Origin of the sequence: Oceanobacillus massiliensis str. N'diop (assembly GCF_000285495.1) — a bacterium.
Lineage (GTDB): Bacteria > Bacillota > Bacilli > Bacillales > Amphibacillaceae > Oceanobacillus > Oceanobacillus massiliensis.
The window spans coordinates 597,698-615,386 of sequence record NZ_HE610976.1 but is presented as its reverse complement, the minus strand read 5'-3'; the positions used below and the strand labels follow the sequence as shown (position 1 = coordinate 615,386).

Here is a 17,689-nt window from a genome sequence, read left to right as displayed (position 1 = left end):
TCTGCCAATCTAGATACAGAAATCTAACACCTTAAAAATTGGAGGAGTCAGTAATGAAAGCACTCGTGAAAACAGAACTTGGTTTTGGAAACCTCGAGGTTCAAGACAGAGAGGAACCGAAAGCAGGCAAAGATCAAGTAAAAATTGAAGTGAAATACGCTGGTATCTGCGGTTCCGATATTCATACGTATGAAGGTCATTATAAGGTTGCAGCACCTGTCACATTAGGGCATGAATTTGCAGGTGAAATTGTAGAGCTTGGTGAAGGTGTGACTGAGTTTAGTATTGGAGATCGTGTTACATCAGAAACAACATTCTACATTTGCGGTGAATGTGAATACTGCAAATCCGGTGACTATAACCTTTGCAATCATCGTAAAGGGTTAGGGACACAACAGGATGGCGGATTCACCAAGTATCTAATCGCAAGAAAAGAAAGCGTACACAAGCTTCCGGAAAATGTTGATTATCAATCAGCCTCCATGACGGAGCCGTTAGCTTGTACACACCATGCCGTGTCCAAAACGGAGATTAACGAAGGGGACATCGTTGTTGTCATTGGTCCGGGACCGATTGGACTGTTAACCGCACAAGTGGCGAAAAGCCGCGGTGCAACAGTCATTATCACCGGTTTGACAAATGACAGAATCCGTTTGGACAAAGCAAAGGAACTTGGTATCGACTATACCGTCAACACGCAGGAGGAAGATATCAAGGAACTCGTAAACAGCCTGACAGATGGCTATGGGGCAGATGTCGTATTTGAATGCTCAGGTGCTGTTCCGGCAGCAAAGCAGGGACTTGATCTGCTGCGCAAAAAAGGACAGTATGGTCAGGTTGGCCTCTTCGCAAACGCTGAAGTGCCATTTGATCTTGAGAAAATCATTCAAAAGGAAATCCGAGTTGTTGGAAGCAGAAGTCAAAAACCTGCTGATTGGGAACCATCCCTTGCCTTGATGAATGAAGGAAAAGTAAATGCCAAGGCCTTAGTAACCCACGAATTCGATATTACCAAATGGGATGAAGCATACCAGGCAATCAAAAGCGGGGAAGCAATCAAAGTGCTGCTGACACCAGTTCAATAATTCAAGGGATGTGGAGAAAGTGGATAAACAAAAGCTAATATCAATGATTGATTATACATTTTTAACTCCAACTGCAAGCAAAGCAGAAATAAAGACCTTTTGTGAGGAAACAATCGAATACGGATTTAAAACCGTCTTCGTAAACCCATACTATGTTGCCTATGCCCATTCTCTTTTATCACCGCATGGCATCAAGGTTGGTGTGCCAATCGGATTTTCGCTAGGCGGGGCAACGACACATGTAAAGGTAGAAGAAACAAAAGAAGCAATCAGAAATGGGGCAGAAGAGATTGATATGCTCGTCAACCTCGGTGCTGTCAAATCAAAGGAATATGATGTTGTAACACAAGATATTGCCGAAGTTGTCAAAGCCGCGCAAGGATTGACAACAAAGGTGATTATCGAAACGGCATTACTTACCGATGAGGAGAAAATCAAGGTTACCGAATGCATTATAGATGCTGGAGCAGATTTCGTAAAGACTGCAACAGGATTTAACGGTGGCGGTGCAACGATTGAGGATGTTCAATTACTCCGTTCTATTGCCGGAGACAAAATCGGCGTCAAAGCTGCCGGTGGAGTGAAAACCTACGAAGATGCTATCCGCATCATTGAAGCGGGAGCAGACCGCATCGGGGCAAGTGGTGCAATCGCGATCATCAGCGGCGGGGTTTCGAACTCTTCTTATTAAACATAATCAGGTTAAACATAGTCAGGCGTTGGATGATTAGGATTAGGTAAACCTGCCTAACCGTTCAACGCTATTGATGGAAATGAGGGTGGAAAATGGTAGATGCATTATTGGATTTTATGCTTGGACCGATGAGAGGAATAAGTGAGTTTTACTTTGAATACCAATATATTTTCAACCCAATTATTGTGGTATTGGCATTCTATAAGGTTGTCATGAGTAAAAGAAAGAATGAATCACCCAACTCGTAAATAAATATTAAAATTGCCGGTTTATTTCTAATAGAAGATAAGAATGAATCACCCAATTCTTAAAATAGAAAATTGAAGGGATGATAGAAGTGAAAGCCCTAAATCTTTATGGAGTGCAGGATATCCGATTTGAGGAGACTCCAGAACCAGTAATCGAAAAAGAAGACGACGTCATCATCAAAGTAAAAGCAGTTGGAATATGCGGTTCTGATATTTCCAGATTTAAAAAGCTCGGACCCTATGTCGAGGGAATGACATTTGGCCATGAATTTGCCGGCGAAGTAGCAGAAATCGGTTCCGGTGTGACAGGAATCAAAGTTGGCGACCGTGTTGCAGCCTGTCCGACCTATGCATGCGGTAAATGCGAAAGCTGCAGAAAGGGCGAGCCATCACAGTGTGAAAAACTAACCGTCATCGGCGCCCGCCATCCAGGTGCCTATGCTGAATACGTGAAATTACCTTCTGAACATATTATAGTCCTTCCAGATAATGTAGACTATGACACGGCTGCATTAATCGAACCTTCTTCCGTTGTAGCACATGGCTTCTACCGAACAAACATCAAGCCAGGTGCCGAAGTCGCTATCGTAGGCTGCGGCAGTATCGGCCTGCTTGCCGTCCAATGGGCCAAAATCTTTGGCGCAAAAAAGGTATATGCCATCGACATTGATGATAACAAGCTAAAAACGGCAAAGGAACTCGGAGCAGACGAAGTCATCAATTCATTGGAGAAACCTCCACATGAACAGCTATTGGAACTCAACCATGGCCGCGGAGTAGACCTCGCAGTCGAATCGGCAGGATCACCCATTACATCTGCACAAGTATTCGCCCTGCCCAAAAAAGGCGGAGAAGTCGTATTTATGGGAATCCCCTATGCAGACATTACAATCGAACGATTCTATTTCGAGAAAATCGTCCGCAACGAACTATCCATCTATGGATCATGGAACGCACTCTCAGCACCATTTCCAGGAAAAGAATGGGAATCAACCGTACACTACATGAGCACAGGTCAAATTAATGTAAAACCAATGATATCCCACACCTTGGAACTAAGCCAAGGCCCAGAAACATTCAAGCAAATCATCAACAGAGAAATAGACGCAGTCAAAGTATTGTTTTATCCGGAAATCGGCAAAGAGCCAACAACCACAACAACAGGCGCAATGGCAAAAGGATCTTCTGTTGGACTGGGATAAGTTATAGATTATGTGCTAAGAGGAGCTATCTGAACTGAATTATCGGTTTAGGTAGCTTTTTTTGTTGTGGCTAGGGCGGAGCAGTCTGTGGCTCGTCGCGCGGAAAGGGGAGTGGAGTTGCGCGGGAAAGGGGTGGAGTCGCGCGAAAATGGATTGTAGTTGCGCGAAAAAGGGGTGGAGTCGCGCGAAAAGTGGATGGAGTCGCGCGAAAAGGGATGGGAGTTGCGCGAAAATGGGGTGTAGTTGCGCGAAAAGTGGGTGGGGTCGCGCGAAAAAGGGGTGGAGTCGCACGAAAATACACCGAAGTTGCCCAAACGGCCACCAGCATTACAGCGCCCCATCATGACGGAAGCCAGCCCCCCCAGACCCACCTATATCCCCTTAAAAGAGTACCTCTACCCTCGCCCGACAGGAACTCCCCAGCCCCACCACTACAAAGAGCGGTTCGTCACCGCGGCCGCTCTTGTACCCATCTTTTATGTTCTTTCTGAAAGGTTAGGTTACTGGCTTGCAGGATTCTTGTGGCTAGGCTTCTCGAGTGGATTTTCAAGAAGCGTACACATTCTTTATTAGTTATGAAGTTGCCTGAGCATAATAGGTAATCGGATATCGCTTTTTGGTGAGCGTTTTTGCTGCTTTTGTTGCAATGTGTGCATAACCAGAATCCGTGAGTCCGCTCCATACCTAATTTTCCGCAGCCTGGACACTCTACTCCTGGCAAGAGATTGTCAATCGTCAATTCGTGCTTGGCCATGACATCAAAATCAAATTATCTGCATACTCTCCTTATGGCATGTCCAATTTTTTGTTGTTGGATGGTTGGATTGTGGGATAAAGTATTTTCCATGTCAATGATCTTCTTTGGAATATGTTCACCACGTGCAACGACGCTGGCGATTGCTTCCTTATCACCGATCACTTCAATTTTGGTGGCTGGTTCACTGATTGCTATGAAATAGTGGATCGGGATTGGCGGATAGCCGGATTTCTGAAGCCAGTTTTGGAATTTTATCTGTTGTAATTCAGCCTGTGTGATGGGGTGGTTAAAGCCTGTTTCTTTCTCGCCGTCATCCCGTGTAAATTGGTTGAGAATGGTGTCAAATATTATCTTGCCATTGTAATTTTTGACTTCAATAATATAGATGGCGTGAGGTGTGATAATGAGATTGTCGATCTGGAAGGATTGGCCGTTGTTGAGCAGTTAAACATCGCGGAGGAGGATATATCTCTGTGGTAGATGTGAGAGATAATAGTCTACTTTCTTCTCTCCAATATAGCCTTTATGATACTTGGCGATTTCATATTGAATTTCGGGTCGCTTAGGGGAGTTCTTGGGGAGCCTGGCAAAGATAGCTTCGTATTTCCGTAAAACGAGAGGTTTCTCACGGTTTTTCACTATTGTCGATACTCCTTTCAATTTTCTTAATAACAGTATAATGAATACCCCAGATTTATCAAATTTCCAGAGTGAATTTTTAAGACAAATGCACAAATGAAAATCCACCAGAAATACATTCAATAGATTTTTTTTGGGTTTTGATGACTCAATAATTTTGTTTTACTATATTCTTCTGGAAAAATGTTAGTTTTTTCTGCTGCAATTCAATTCAGGCTTTCACTTGTTGAAACTTCAAATAATTAGAATACCTTATAATAAAACCATCCTATCAAAAAAGAACTCCAGACCAGCTGGAGTTCTTCCTTTACCGAATTTTTATCACAAACCAAAAGCCGTTCTCTTATTCAATCAACATAAATCTGAAAAAACTTTAAAATTCACGTTTCAAACTCATCAGCTAGTGGTATATAAAAGTTAAAGATTAATAAAAACGCTTATAACTGTCGAAGTGGCTCTTCCAGTATGAATTGCTTAGGCTCGTAATCTGGACGCCGCTTGATGAAGCATGGATGAACTGGTTATCACCAATATAGATTCCCATGTGGGAAATGCCAGTTTTATAAGTGCCTTCAAAGAATACGAGATCTCCTTTTTGCGGAGAGTTTACGTAGAATGAACGATCAAAGTATCCTGCAGCTGATGTACGGCTGATGTTCATGCCTGCCTGCTTGTATACATAATAGATGAATCCGCTGCAGTCGAAGCCGCTTGTTGTAGCGCCGCCCCATACATATTTTGTACCGTTTAGGCTTTTCGCTGTGCTGATTAATTTATTAACATTATAATCAACATCAGCTGTTGGAGTATTGCTGGAACTGCTGCTGACTACCTTTGAATCAGATGAACTTTCTCCAATGTTCAATTTTTGACCGATCAGAATCAAGTCAGATTTAAGACTGTTCCATTTCTTCAGGTTGGCTACTGTTACACCATTGCGAGAAGCGATTCCTGATAAAGTATCACCAGATTTAACAACATAAACACTGGACGAAGCAACCTTACCACTGCTGCTAGATGTGCTGTTGGATGAGCTAGCAGAAGAATTAGTGCTGCTTTTGCTGACAACAAGTTTATTCCCAGGATAGATAAGAGTTGTATCCAGGTTATTCCATTTCATCAAGTTTGATAGGGAAATGCCATGTTTCGAGGCGATGCCACTTAATGTGTCACCACTTTTTACTGTATACGTAGTAGATTTAGTAGTAGATGTAGTAGGTTTAGAGTTTGATGATGAACTTGATTTTGCGCTTGATGTTTCAATCACCTGATTTGGATAGATGATATCTGATGACAATTTATTGATAGACTTTAATGAATTAACACTTGTACTATATTGCTGTGCAATCGACCAAAGTGACTCTCCGCTCTGTACTTTATGTGACGCTGCATCTGCCTGCTCTGCTCCAAAAAGAACGGACGCTAATGCTGCTGTTGCAGTAACCGACATGAATATTTTCTTATTCGCCAATTTATTTTCCCCCTGTTAACCAGCTTCGGCCATTACTGGAGACATTCTTTATAAACGATAACGGTTCTGCACCGCCCGCCTATATATGTGTCCAACAATTTGCCTGCTTGGTAATCTATCTCTGTATAACCAATATCTAACAGAAACTAACAATATTATATATTTTTTAGCAAAATAATTATAGATTGAAAGGACATTTGTAATGTTATTGTAATATATATAACAAAAAAATCTCCCTACAACCCCCATAAAACTTAAATTCTCCCTAAAGTTTTCAAAAAAATATTCTATATACTAATTTAGTATGATATAATTTCATATTGTAATGTCGAGAAGTAGAGAAATTTATCATAAATTCTACAAACATAGACAAACAAAAATTACCTGGGGGTACCAAAATGGAAGAAACTATCTCCCTGAAAGAAATATTCGGGGTTTTGAAAAAGCGCTTCTTAATGATATTGACATTTGTGTTTGGCGCTGCGCTTGTTGCTGCAATTATTAGCTACTTTGTCTTAACACCTACGTATCAATCAAGTTCACAGTTTATTGTTAATCAGGAACTTCAGGATCCAACGCAGTACAATACAAATAACATACAAACAAACGTTCAAATGATAAATACTTACAATATTATAATAAAAAGTCCTGCCATTCTAGATGAGGTTGTGAGTGAATTAGACTTACCTTATTCTTCTTCTGTGCTAGGAGAAAAAATTGAAGTCTCCAGCGCGGATAGCTCACAGGTAGTTACTGTTATTGCAACAGATGAAGACCCTGCAATGGCTGTGGAAATAGCAAACGCTACTGTAGGAATCTTTCAAAATGAAATACCGGAGATTATGAGCGTTGATAATGTCAGTGTTCTAAACGAGGCGCAATTAAGCCCGAATCCTAAACCGGTTGCACCAAACCCATTGTTAAATATCGCAATTGCAATCGTATTAGGAGCAATGGTTGGAATAGGAATTGCATTCTTGATTGAATATCTGGATAACTCTATCACTACGGAGGATGATGTTGAAAAGAAACTGGGATTGCCAGTGCTGGGAGTTATCTCTTTTGTTAGTGAAGATGATATTCGATCTAATCAGTTCATGCTTGAGCCAAATAGAAAAAAAAGGAGTGGCTTTGATGGCGCGCAGGAAAAATCATTCTAGACCAAACAATAAGATGAGAAATCTCATCACCAAATTAAATCCTAAATCTCCTATTTCAGAACAATACCGAACAATTCGTACAAATATCCAATATGCTTCTGTGGATGAAACGATTAAATCTCTGCTTGTGACATCATCAGGACCAGGTGAGGGTAAATCTACTACAATTGCAAACCTGGCGGTGGTTTATGCGCAGACTGGTAAGAAAGTTCTTTTAATTGACGCGGATCTCCGGAAACCAACTGTTCATTATACATTCCGCCTTGATAATTTGAGAGGGTTAAGCAATATTCTGGTTGGAGAAACAACTCTGAATGATTCCGTTAATAGAACAGATGTGGAGAACCTAGATGTTATTTCTTGTGGACCGATCCCTCCAAATCCTTCTGAATTATTGGCCTCAAGGAAAATGGATGCCTTCTTAAGGGAGGCAACAGATGCATACGATATAGTTATTTTCGATACACCACCGGTATTAGCTGTAACGGATGCACAAATTATGGCTAATATAGTAGATGGGTCGTTATTGGTTGTGAGAAGTGGACAGACGAATATTGAAGCAGCGACAAAGGCTAAAGAAGCTTTGGAACCAGCTAAAGCAAAATTGCTTGGTACGGTTTTAAATGGCCGTGAAAAGAAAGCTTCCAATTATTACTATTATGGAACAAATTAAATAGTATGGACTCTCTGTGATAAATCGCAGAGAGTTTTTTTATTTCAATCATCTAATAAAAATGTAAAATTTTGTTAAAATATGGTATTATTAATATATAGGAGTTTTTACCTATATATTAAATAGATTACATGTATAATTGTAATGAGGGAAAGTTGATATTATAATGATAGATAATCCTAAAAACGAAATTTTTGGAAAACTTACCACGAGAGGCGGTTTATACAAATGATAGATATACATTCGCATATTTTACCAGGGGTCGACGATGGGGCGAAGAATGAAGAAGATAGTTTAGCGATGGCTAGGGAAGCAGTATCACAAGGAATTACAACAATTTTCGCAACCCCTCATAACAAGAATGGAAAGTATGAGAATGAGAAAGACGCCATCTTAAAAAACGTAAAAATCTTAAGTGAATTATTTGAGAAGGAGAATATCCCTCTCTCCGTAATAAGCGGTCAGGAAACCCGTATAAACGGGGAAATGATAGAAGATATAAAAGATGGAAAATTATTATCCTTGAATTCAACCAAATATCTTTTTGTTGAATTTCCGTCAGCCCACGTACCAAGATACTCCAGTCAAATGCTTTTTGATATTCAGGTTGCAGGCTATACTCCAATCATCGTCCATCCGGAGAGAAATCAGGAGCTGATTGAACATCCATCAAGGCTGTATGACTTTGTAAAAAAGGGAGCACTGACTCAAATCACTGCTGCAAGCCTCGTAGGCAAATTCGGTAAAAACATCCAAAAGTTCACTAATCAATTAGTCGAAGCAAATCTTACCCACTTTATCGCATCTGATGCACACAATACCACTACACGAGGTTTCTGTATGGATGAGGCCTTTCGGGAAGTAAAAAATGCATATGGAAGTGATTATTTTTATTTGTTTATGGAAAACAGCCAACTTTTGGTTGATAACATGAATGTGAATCGTATGGAACCTGTTCCCGTGAAAAGGAAAAAGTTTCTTGGATTGTTTTAAAGGAAAATGAATATATATGAAACTAAATTTTAAAGATACACATCTTTTTGTGCAGCCTTTTATTTAAAATAGATATAGAATCATTTAGGGAGAATAGTGAAATACAAGTAAAAGGGGCAATTCAGTTGATTAAAGTTCTCTTAGTAGAAGATCAGCAGTTATTTCGTGATGGTATTGAAGCTATTATCGAACCAATAGACGATATAGAAGTAATCGGAACAGCTGATAACGGTGTAATGGCGCTTGAATATATGGAGAAAGATAGACCAGAGGTTGTAGTGATGGATATCCATATGCCATTTATGGATGGAATACAAACAACGCGATATATTAAAGAAAACTATTCCGATGTTAAGGTGGTTTTGCTAACAACCAAAGCGGATGATGATTTGGTTATATCAGGGATAAATATTGGAGCTGATGGATTTCTGGTGAAGGCTTTGTATGCTGATAGACTAATTGAATGCATTCGTATGGCATATCAAGGGCAAACAGTGGTTTCTGGTGAGGTAGCACGAATTTTGGCGAAACGTATACGGGAAATTACCTTGAATAAAAAACAGTTATTTGCGATGGGATTAGAGAAGCTTGGTTACAATTTTACGAAACGCGAGATTGATATTGCCTACTTATTAATGGAAAACTATACAAATAACCAGATTGCAAGTAAATTATATCTTGGAGAAGGTACGGTGAAAAATTACATCAGTGAGATCTATAATAAGCTAAATATCCACAATAGAGTTCGAGCGGTAAAATTTTTCCAGAAGATTATACCAGAGCAATAGGATAAAGATGTTTAATTATGACTTTTATTTTTCGAAAGTCACTAATAAAATGACCGCCTATATAGTACTATGTAAATGTTGCTTTTTTACTAGCTAAGAAGATTTTCAAAAGAACAAATAGGCGGTTAAGTTTAATGATTACGATTTTAACCATAAACAAGAATCCTCTCTACGATAATTTTATACAAGTTATAAATAAGCATAAAGCGATAGAGTTAAAGGGGAGTGTTCACTGTGGCAATGACACCGTTTCAATTGCTGCAGAGCTGGACCCCGATGTAATCATAGTAGACACACAATTGATAGCAAGACGTGAATCTGCTGAATTGTTGAAACAACTTAAAAGGAATCTGCCAAAGGTGAAGATTATCACCTTAGTAAACAACTCGGATCCTACCTATTATTTCCAGTTAATCGAGTCGGGATGTGACAGTATAATAGATGAGTATTCTAATCTTACTGAAAAGATAGTAGATTCCATACTATCTGTCACGCAGAATGCTTATTTTAATGTGCCATTCAGTTTTATGGGGCGGTTAGTTGATCGATTAGATGAACTGAGACAAGATAATTATGATCTCTTTAATAAAAGGCTCTACGAAAATGAACTTTATTTATCTGTGAAGGAAGCAGAGGTAGCCTATTACTTAAGGCGGAATTTAAAAAATAGGGAAATAGCTGAGTATCTGTTAATTACAGAGGGTACCGTTAAAGTGCATATCAGTAATATTTATCGAAAAATAAACGTAAAAGGCAGAAAAAATGTGATAGAATATCTTAATAGGATTATGTCGAAAAATGTTACCAAGAGGTCAGCTATTGTAAAATGAAAATGGAGGATAGATAATGTCATATCGCAAAAGACTTGCATTGTTAGTTATTCTGGATTCGCTAATCGTTAGTACAGCAATTTTTATTGCCTTCTGGGTAGTATATCCTTCTTATCCCAATTTATTACTTACAAAGGAATTATATATAAGTGCGGTGGCTTTACTAATTTTTCATCATGTTTTTGCTTTTATCAATAAATTATACAATAAGGTATGGGCCTATGCCAGTATAGGCGAACTAGTTACTATCGTGAAGGCTATAACTTTTTCTATTGTTTCGGTGGCTGGAATTCAGTTGATAGTGAATGGCACAATATATAGAAGAGCATTGCTCATTACCTGGATGCTTCATATCATCTTAATAGGTGGTTCGCGTTTTGTATGGCGAATTGTCCGTAATCGTTACATTATAAAAGATACTAATCAAAAACGCACTTTAATTGTCGGTGCAGGAGCCGCTGGTGCAATGATTGCACGGCAACTGAGAAATGAACATAGCAACACCGATTTAATCCCTGTTGCATTTGTTGACGACGACATTAATAAGCAAAGAATGCAAGTATATAACTTACCTGTAGCAGGAACGACATCAGATATTGAAGAAATAGCTGCAAAACTGGAGATAGAACACATTGTCATTGCCATTCCGTCGCTTCGTAATGGCGAACTTGAGAAAATTGTTGAACAATGTAATAAAACCAATGCTAAAGTACAGATGATTCCAAAAATCGAGGATCTTATGACAGGAAAAGTATCTGTCAGTCATCTGAAAAATGTTGAAGTAGAGGATTTGCTGGGGCGTGAGCCTGTGAAACTGGATATTGATGCGATTTCAGAATATGTTACAGGCAATACGGTTATGGTAACCGGTGCTGGAGGCTCAATCGGTTCAGAAATTTGTCGACAGCTGATGCGCTTTATTCCAAAGAAGCTATTGCTGGTTGGTCATGGAGAATTTAGTATTTACTCGATTGACATGGAACTAAAAAGAATTTATGGAGATAGGGAAATAGAAATTGTCCCTATTATTGGAGATGTACAGGATCGTGAGCGGATTTTCGACATTGTAGAACATCACCAGCCTGAAATCATTTACCATGCAGCAGCACACAAGCATGTCCCATTAATGGAATATAATCCCCACGAAGCTGTGAAAAACAACATTATCGGTACGAAGAATGTCGCTGAAGCAGCCGATGCATTTGGAGTGAATAAATTTGTGATGGTTTCGACGGATAAAGCGGTAAACCCAACGAACGTCATGGGTGCAACGAAACGTGTAGCAGAAATGATCGTACAGGACCTAGCGCAGCGAAGCAAGACGAAATTTGTTGCTGTACGATTTGGAAATGTACTGGGAAGCCGTGGCAGTGTTATTCCTTTATTTAAAAAACAAATCGAAAACGGAGGCCCAGTAACTGTAACGCATCCTGAAATGACACGTTACTTCATGACGATACCGGAAGCATCCAGACTTGTGATTCAAGCTGGGACACTTGCAAATGGTGGAGAAATCTTTGTCCTGGATATGGGTGAGCCTGTGAAAATTGTTGATTTGGCTCGAAACCTTATTAAGCTATCAGGGTATACAGAAGATGAAATTCCGATTGAATTTGCCGGAATTCGACCTGGGGAGAAGATGTATGAGGAATTGCTTGGTGAGGATGAAGTTCATCCGGACGCGGTCTATGAGAAGATTTATGTTGGACGGACGGTTGAGGTTGATTCGCAGCTCCTACTGAATCTTATTAATAGATTCGACAATTATAATGCTGTACAACTAAAAGACGAACTGATGAGCATTGTATTTACTGAACGGAGATTGATGACGAAAGTGTAATCTGAATTTTTATAACGGAGGTATTTATTTTGAAAACAATAAAAAAAGCAATCATCCCAGCGGCTGGTCTGGGAACTAGATTCCTGCCTGCAACAAAAGCAATGCCCAAGGAAATGCTGCCGATAGTTGATCGGCCAACAATTGAATATATTGTTGAGGAAGCAATAGAGTCTGGTATAGAAGACATTATTATTGTCACTGGTAAGGGGAAACGCGCGATTGAAGATCACTTTGATCATAACTTTGAATTAGAAGATAATTTATTGAAGAAAGAGAAGTTTGATCTTCTGGATAAAGTAAATCAAGCATCGAAGGTTGATATTCATTATATTCGCCAAAAAGAACCAAAGGGTCTTGGCCATGCTGTATGGTGTGCACGCAAATTTATTGGTAATGAACCGTTCGCGGTCTTGTTAGGCGATGATATTGTAAGAGCTGAAACACCTGGGCTAAAACAATTAATTCAGCAATACGAGGAAACACAAAGTTCAGTTGTTGGTGTTCAACAAGTACCAGACAATGAAACAAATCGTTATGGAATTGTAGATCCGAGTACGATTGAAGGCAGACGTTATCAAGTGAATAATTTTGTTGAGAAACCAATGCAAGGTACTGCTCCTTCTAATCTGGCTATTATGGGACGTTATGTATTTACTCCGGAAATCTTCCAATTTCTTGATAAGCAGCAGATCGGTGCAGGTGGTGAAATTCAACTGACGGATGCGATTCAGATGTTGAATGAAATTCAAAAAGTATATGCTTATGACTTTGAAGGCAAGCGTTATGATGTTGGAGAGAAGTTGGGGTTTGTGAAGACTACGGTTGATTTGGCTTTGGAGAATGAAGAGATTAAAGATGAATTGTATAAATACTTAGTACAAATAATCAAAGAAGGAAAAGTGAGTACAGTATAGCTTGGTGGAGGTTTCAGAACAAATGGTTTATTTAAAACTCAAAAGAGTATTAGATTTAATTCTTTCTTTTTTAGGGATGATCGTTATATCGCCAGTTTTTTTATTCTAGTATTAGCAATTAAACTAGATTCAAAAGGTCCTGTTTTATTCAAACAGAAGCGAATTGGAATCAATAAGAGTCATTTTAACATTCTTAAATTCCGTACTATGAGGGTAGATACACCAAAAAATACTCCAACACATCTTCTTAGTAATCCCGAACAATATATCACTAGGGTGGGGAATTTTTTAAGAAAAACCTCACTAGATGAACTACCACAAATATGGAATATATTTGTTGGACAGATGAGCCTTATTGGACCACGTCCTGCATTGTGGAATCAATATGATCTCATCAAAGAAAGAGATAAATACGGGGCTAATGATGTGAAACCTGGTTTAACAGGATGGGCACAGATTAATGGAAGGGATGAACTTCCAATTGATGTTAAATCCAAAATGGATGGAGAATATGTAAAAAACCTAAGCTTTAGACTGGATATTATTTGTTTTTTTGGTACGGTAATCAGTGTTCTAAAAAGTGATGGCATTGTTGAAGGTAAAACTAGAGCTAAAACAAATAACGAAAATGCGAGTAGTAATAATAAGGAGATATCTTCTAAATGAAAAGAATACTTATCACTGGTAAAAATAGTTATGTTGGAAACTCCTTTGAGAAGTGGTTGGATAATTATCCAGGGGAATATTCGATTGATAAACTAAGTCTTAGAGATAACTCTTGGAAAGAAAAAAATTTTTCTTCTTATGATGTTATTTTGCATGTGGCGGGGATTGCTCATGTTTCTTCTGATCCGAATAAGGAAGAATTGTATTATAAAGTTAATAGAGATTTAACTGTAGAGGTAGCCAAAAAGGCAAAAATTGAAGGTGCTAAACAATTTATCTTTATGAGTAGTATTATTGTCTATGGGGACTCCACCAGTGATAGGAAAGTTATTGATAGAAATACTGTGCCAAAACCTAGTAATTTTTATGGAAACAGTAAGCTTCAAGCGGAAGAAGGAATTAAAAACTTAGAGAGTGATAATTTTAAAATTGTTTTAATTCGACCTCCAATGATTTATGGAAGGGACTCAAAAGGTAATTATCCTAAATTAGCAAAAGCAGCGCAAAAACTCCCTGTTTTCCCTTATGTACAAAATGAACGGAGTATGCTACACATTGATAATTTATCTGAGTTTATTCGCTTAATGGTAGATAATAAAGAACGTGGGTTATTTTTCCCGCAAAATAGAGAATTTGTAAAAACAAGTGAAATGGTGAAGTACATTGCCGAGGTGCATGGAAAAAAATAAGGTTGGTTAAAGTATTTAACCCTATATTGAACTTTCTTAGTGGGAAAGTAGGTATAATTGACAAGGTGTTTGGAAATTTGATTTATGACAAAAAAATAAGTGAATATAAAGTGGATTATCGAATAAAAGATTTAAAAGAAACAATTGTAGATACAGAGCTGGAGAGAAAAAAGTTATGAAAAAAGTATTAATATTAGTTAATCATGACGTTGTAATATATAACTTTAGAAAAGAATTAGTGGTACGTTTAATTGAAGATGGCTACAAAGTTTACATATCTTCTCCCTTTGGTGAAAGAATAGACGAACTTGTGAAAATCGGTTGTGAATTTATTGAAACAAAAATTGAACGGCATGGATTGAATGTGTTACAAGAATTAAAACTAATTCAAACTTATAAGCAAATTATTAAGCATGTAAATCCTAATGTAGTTCTTTCCTATACAATAAAGCCCAATATTTATGGAGCAATTGCCGCTAGTAATTTAAATAAACCAATTATAGCAAACATTACTGGGTTAGGTACTGCAGTTGAAAATAAAGGGTTAATGCAAAGAATAACAGTCACGCTTTACAAATTTGCGTTTAGAAAAGCACATACTGTTTTCTTTCAAAACCAAGAAAATCAACAATTCTTTATTGATAAAAAGATAGCTATTGGTAAGCACAAATTAATTCCGGGATCGGGTGTTAATTTAGAGCACTTTTCACCATTAGAATATCCATATGTTGATACCCTAGAATTTATTTTTATTTCAAGAATTATGAAAGAAAAAGGAATAGATCAATATATAGAGGCAGCAAAATATATAAGGGAAAAGTATCCAAATACAAAATTCCATATATTGGGTTTTTGTGAAGGGGATTATGAAGATGAATTAAGAAGATTAGAAAGAGAAGAAATAATAATTTATCATGGTATGCAAAGAGATATTAGGAATTTCTTAAAAAATACTCATTGTTCAGTTCACCCCACATATTATCCGGAGGGCATGTCTAATGTTTTATTAGAAAGCGCAGCAAGCGCTCGTCCAATTATAACTACAAATCGTAGTGGATGTAGGGAAATAGTTGATGATGGTATAAATGGATATTTAATAAAGAAAAAAATAGTCAAGATCTTATTGAAAAAATAGAGAAATTTATAAACCTGAGTTTTGAAGAAAAAAAACAGATGGGTTTATCTGGAAGAGATAAGGTAAAAAGGGAATTTGATCGGAAAGTAGTGGTTGATAAATATATGAATGAAATAAATAATATTTAATTTGGTTTAGAGATATATAACAAAGGAGATTTTTTATGCGAAGAAAAAGAGAATTGATTGAAAAATATTCCTTTTTTATTAATTTTATCATTAAAATATCAAGATTTTTCCCAAATAAATTTTATTTAAAGTTATTAAAGTTAATAAGGAGTCACGATAATTACTTAGCTATATTTTTAAGATATCTATGTCTAAAAAACTGTGCAGAAAGTTGCGGTAACAATGTAGTTGTTTTCTCAAACGTGTATTTTTTTAACATTCAAAAGTTAAAAATTGGTGATAACGTAAGTATACACCCATTCTGCTATATTGAATCCTCAGGAGGAATAGAAATCGGAAACGATGTTTCAATAGCACATAATAGCACATTAATGTCCGAAGAACACATATATTCAAATATAAAAAAAATATAAAAGATCAAGGTGTTGAGTATAAAAGAACTTTAATTGAGGATAACGTTTGGATAGGTGCGGGTAGTAGAATATTAGGAGGTACCATAATTCGTTCAGGGAGCATTATAGCAGCTGGAGCAGTTGTGAAAAATGAAATTCCTAATAACGTTATTGTAGGTGGTGTCCCCGCAAAAGTAATCAAAGAAAGGAATTAGTTTATGAAATTGGTTTTTGCTCATGATCATATTTTTTACGAATATGAAAATCAAGTTTATAGTACAGGTGGACTTTCGAAAGAAATGTTAGAAAGATATACTAGAGTATTTGATGAAGTAGTAGTCATCAGTAGAAAAAGAAAAATAGATACATTCGATGATAATTTAACGCTTGCATCAACTGATAAAGTGAAATTTGTAGAAGTACCTGATTTTAAATCGATAGTTAATAGTTATAAAATATTAAAAGCCAAAAATATAATTAATTATCAAATAAAAAATTGCGACGCATTAATAGCTAGGTTACCCAGTTCTATTGGTGGAATTGCAATGTCATGCGCTAAGAGAATTAAAAAACCATATATAATAGAACTCGTTGCTTGTCCGTGGGATGCTTTATGGAATCATAGCATAAAAGGGAAATTGGTTGCGCCATTCTCTTTCTTTTCTACAAAAAGACTAGTGAAGAATGCAAATCATGTTTTGTATGTGACAAATAAATTTTTACAACAAAGATATCCAACAAGTGGGAATGTTGTAAATTGCTCTAATGTGGCATTAAAAGATTATGATGGTTCGATACTTAATAATAGATTAGAAAAAATATGTCACAACAATAACAAGAAAATTATTATTGGGACTACTGCAGCACTCAATGTTAAATATAAAGGACAACAGTTTATTATTAAAGCATTGGGAGAATTAAAAAAACAAGGTATTACAAACTTTGAATATCAACTTGTGGGTAACGGAGAGCGAACATATTTAGAATCTATTGCTAATAAATATAATGTTATTAATGAAGTGAAATTTTTAGGAGTCCTGCCTCATAATGAAATATTTGAATGGTTAAAGACCATTGATATATATGCTCAGCCTAGCAGACAAGAAGGTTTACCACGTGCGTTGATTGAGGCTATGAGTATGGCTCTACCATCTTTCGGGGCAAATACTGCGGGTATTCCAGAACTCTTAGAAGAAGATTATATTTTTAGTAATACTAGAAATAACATTAGAGAAATATGTTCTATTTTAAGAGAAATGAACACAAAAGCTTTAACAATACAAGCCGTTAGAAATTTTGAAGAAGCAAAAAAGTATGATAAGAAAATTATTGAGGCACGAAGAACGAAGTTCTTTAAAGAATTTAAGAAAAACATAGAATGTTAA

At 37.2% G+C, this 17,689-nt stretch carries 19 protein-coding genes and 2 pseudogenes; 19 read left to right on the top strand and 2 right to left on the bottom strand.

Annotation, left to right across the window (positions count from 1 at the left end; translation table 11 throughout):
• The first annotated feature begins 53 nt into the window (after positions 1-53).
• The 5 genes from OMHG_RS03040 (at position 54) to OMHG_RS18925 (ending at position 4,188) form a co-directional block, all read left to right on the top strand.
• On the top strand, positions 54-1,085 hold the full coding sequence (locus OMHG_RS03040; RefSeq protein ID WP_010648207.1) for a zinc-binding dehydrogenase: 1,032 nt from the start codon (positions 54-56) through the stop codon (positions 1,083-1,085).
• 19 nt (positions 1,086-1,104) lie between these two features.
• The gene (gene deoC, locus OMHG_RS03035; RefSeq protein ID WP_010648205.1) at positions 1,105-1,776 is read left to right on the top strand and encodes a deoxyribose-phosphate aldolase; all 672 of its coding nucleotides are present in this window, start codon (positions 1,105-1,107) and stop codon (positions 1,774-1,776) included.
• A gap of 95 nt (positions 1,777-1,871) precedes the next feature.
• A complete protein-coding gene (locus tag OMHG_RS18715) occupies positions 1,872-2,027 on the top strand; it encodes a hypothetical protein (protein ID WP_010648203.1) in 156 nt (51 codons plus the stop codon).
• A gap of 89 nt (positions 2,028-2,116) precedes the next feature.
• The gene (locus tag OMHG_RS03030) at positions 2,117-3,229 is read left to right on the top strand and encodes a galactitol-1-phosphate 5-dehydrogenase (protein ID WP_010648201.1); all 1,113 of its coding nucleotides are present in this window, start codon (positions 2,117-2,119) and stop codon (positions 3,227-3,229) included.
• A 752-nt stretch (positions 3,230-3,981) separates the two neighbouring features.
• Complete coding sequence (locus OMHG_RS18925; protein WP_237566126.1) at positions 3,982-4,188, top strand: hypothetical protein; 207 nt, start codon at positions 3,982-3,984, stop codon at positions 4,186-4,188.
• Positions 4,189-4,232: 44 nt separating this feature from the next.
• Here the strand turns inward: OMHG_RS18925 and OMHG_RS19415 are convergent.
• Positions 4,233-4,364: pseudogene (locus OMHG_RS19415) on the bottom strand (nuclease-related domain-containing protein); the annotation flags it as partial.
• Positions 4,365-5,049: 685 nt separating this feature from the next.
• Positions 5,050-6,096, bottom strand: a complete 1,047-nt coding sequence (locus OMHG_RS03020; RefSeq protein ID WP_010648196.1) for a C40 family peptidase — start codon at positions 6,094-6,096, stop codon at positions 5,050-5,052.
• 398 nt (positions 6,097-6,494) lie between these two features.
• Between OMHG_RS03020 and OMHG_RS03015 the strand changes: the two genes are divergently transcribed.
• From OMHG_RS03015 to OMHG_RS02960, 14 genes and pseudogenes are all read left to right on the top strand, one after another.
• Positions 6,495-7,256, top strand: a complete 762-nt coding sequence (locus OMHG_RS03015) for a YveK family protein (RefSeq protein WP_010648195.1) — start codon at positions 6,495-6,497, stop codon at positions 7,254-7,256.
• Positions 7,231-7,929, top strand: coding sequence for a CpsD/CapB family tyrosine-protein kinase (locus tag OMHG_RS03010; protein ID WP_010648194.1), 699 nt, complete (start codon positions 7,231-7,233; stop codon positions 7,927-7,929). The genes OMHG_RS03015 and OMHG_RS03010 overlap by 26 nt, the downstream gene beginning before the upstream one ends.
• Before the next feature lie 228 nt (positions 7,930-8,157).
• The gene (locus OMHG_RS03005; protein ID WP_010648193.1) at positions 8,158-8,922 is read left to right on the top strand and encodes a tyrosine-protein phosphatase; all 765 of its coding nucleotides are present in this window, start codon (positions 8,158-8,160) and stop codon (positions 8,920-8,922) included.
• Positions 8,923-9,047: 125 nt separating this feature from the next.
• Positions 9,048-9,710, top strand: coding sequence for a response regulator (locus tag OMHG_RS03000; protein ID WP_010648191.1), 663 nt, complete (start codon positions 9,048-9,050; stop codon positions 9,708-9,710).
• Positions 9,711-9,844: 134 nt separating this feature from the next.
• The gene (locus OMHG_RS02995; protein WP_010648189.1) at positions 9,845-10,540 is read left to right on the top strand and encodes a response regulator transcription factor; all 696 of its coding nucleotides are present in this window, start codon (positions 9,845-9,847) and stop codon (positions 10,538-10,540) included.
• A gap of 16 nt (positions 10,541-10,556) precedes the next feature.
• On the top strand, positions 10,557-12,380 hold the full coding sequence (locus tag OMHG_RS02990) for a polysaccharide biosynthesis protein (RefSeq protein WP_010648187.1): 1,824 nt from the start codon (positions 10,557-10,559) through the stop codon (positions 12,378-12,380).
• A gap of 29 nt (positions 12,381-12,409) precedes the next feature.
• Entirely contained in the window at positions 12,410-13,294 is an 885-nt protein-coding gene (gene galU / locus OMHG_RS02985) for a UTP--glucose-1-phosphate uridylyltransferase GalU (protein ID WP_010648185.1), read from the top strand.
• A gap of 22 nt (positions 13,295-13,316) precedes the next feature.
• Positions 13,317-13,960: pseudogene (locus OMHG_RS02980) on the top strand (sugar transferase).
• The gene (locus OMHG_RS02975; RefSeq protein ID WP_315969461.1) at positions 13,957-14,649 is read left to right on the top strand and encodes an NAD-dependent epimerase/dehydratase family protein; all 693 of its coding nucleotides are present in this window, start codon (positions 13,957-13,959) and stop codon (positions 14,647-14,649) included. Before OMHG_RS02980 ends, OMHG_RS02975 begins: the two are co-directional and overlap by 4 nt.
• Positions 14,650-14,651: 2 nt before the next feature.
• Positions 14,652-14,828, top strand: a complete 177-nt coding sequence (locus tag OMHG_RS19315; RefSeq protein ID WP_336884684.1) for a hypothetical protein — start codon at positions 14,652-14,654, stop codon at positions 14,826-14,828.
• Positions 14,825-15,784: a glycosyltransferase family 4 protein gene (locus OMHG_RS02970; RefSeq protein WP_010648182.1), complete on the top strand. Its 960-nt coding sequence runs from the start codon at positions 14,825-14,827 to the stop codon at positions 15,782-15,784. Before OMHG_RS19315 ends, OMHG_RS02970 begins: the two co-directional genes overlap by 4 nt.
• Before the next feature lie 163 nt (positions 15,785-15,947).
• Positions 15,948-16,325, top strand: coding sequence for an acyltransferase (locus tag OMHG_RS02965; RefSeq protein ID WP_010648181.1), 378 nt, complete (start codon positions 15,948-15,950; stop codon positions 16,323-16,325).
• The gene (locus OMHG_RS19410; protein WP_202594345.1) at positions 16,280-16,519 is read left to right on the top strand and encodes a DapH/DapD/GlmU-related protein; all 240 of its coding nucleotides are present in this window, start codon (positions 16,280-16,282) and stop codon (positions 16,517-16,519) included. Before OMHG_RS02965 ends, OMHG_RS19410 begins: the two co-directional genes overlap by 46 nt.
• A gap of 3 nt (positions 16,520-16,522) precedes the next feature.
• Complete coding sequence (locus OMHG_RS02960) at positions 16,523-17,689, top strand: glycosyltransferase (RefSeq protein WP_010648180.1); 1,167 nt, start codon at positions 16,523-16,525, stop codon at positions 17,687-17,689.

Excerpts from the sequence above, each read along its gene's own strand:
- OMHG_RS03040 (WP_010648207.1), top strand. The coding sequence starts at position 54 with ATGAAAGCACTCGTGAAAACAGAACTTGGTTTTGGAAACCTCGAGGTT.
- OMHG_RS18715 (WP_010648203.1), top strand. The coding sequence starts at position 1,872 with ATGGTAGATGCATTATTGGATTTTATGCTTGGACCGATGAGAGGAATA.
- OMHG_RS18925 (WP_237566126.1), top strand. The coding sequence starts at position 3,982 with ATGACATCAAAATCAAATTATCTGCATACTCTCCTTATGGCATGTCCA.
- OMHG_RS03015 (WP_010648195.1), top strand. The coding sequence starts at position 6,495 with ATGGAAGAAACTATCTCCCTGAAAGAAATATTCGGGGTTTTGAAAAAG.
- OMHG_RS03010 (WP_010648194.1), top strand. The coding sequence starts at position 7,231 with ATGGCGCGCAGGAAAAATCATTCTAGACCAAACAATAAGATGAGAAAT.
- OMHG_RS03005 (WP_010648193.1), top strand. The coding sequence starts at position 8,158 with ATGATAGATATACATTCGCATATTTTACCAGGGGTCGACGATGGGGCG.
- OMHG_RS02995 (WP_010648189.1), top strand. The coding sequence starts at position 9,845 with ATGATTACGATTTTAACCATAAACAAGAATCCTCTCTACGATAATTTT.
- OMHG_RS02990 (WP_010648187.1), top strand. The coding sequence starts at position 10,557 with ATGTCATATCGCAAAAGACTTGCATTGTTAGTTATTCTGGATTCGCTA.
- OMHG_RS02975 (WP_315969461.1), top strand. The coding sequence starts at position 13,957 with ATGAAAAGAATACTTATCACTGGTAAAAATAGTTATGTTGGAAACTCC.
- OMHG_RS02970 (WP_010648182.1), top strand. The coding sequence starts at position 14,825 with ATGAAAAAAGTATTAATATTAGTTAATCATGACGTTGTAATATATAAC.
- OMHG_RS02965 (WP_010648181.1), top strand. The coding sequence starts at position 15,948 with ATGCGAAGAAAAAGAGAATTGATTGAAAAATATTCCTTTTTTATTAAT.
- OMHG_RS02960 (WP_010648180.1), top strand. The coding sequence starts at position 16,523 with ATGAAATTGGTTTTTGCTCATGATCATATTTTTTACGAATATGAAAAT.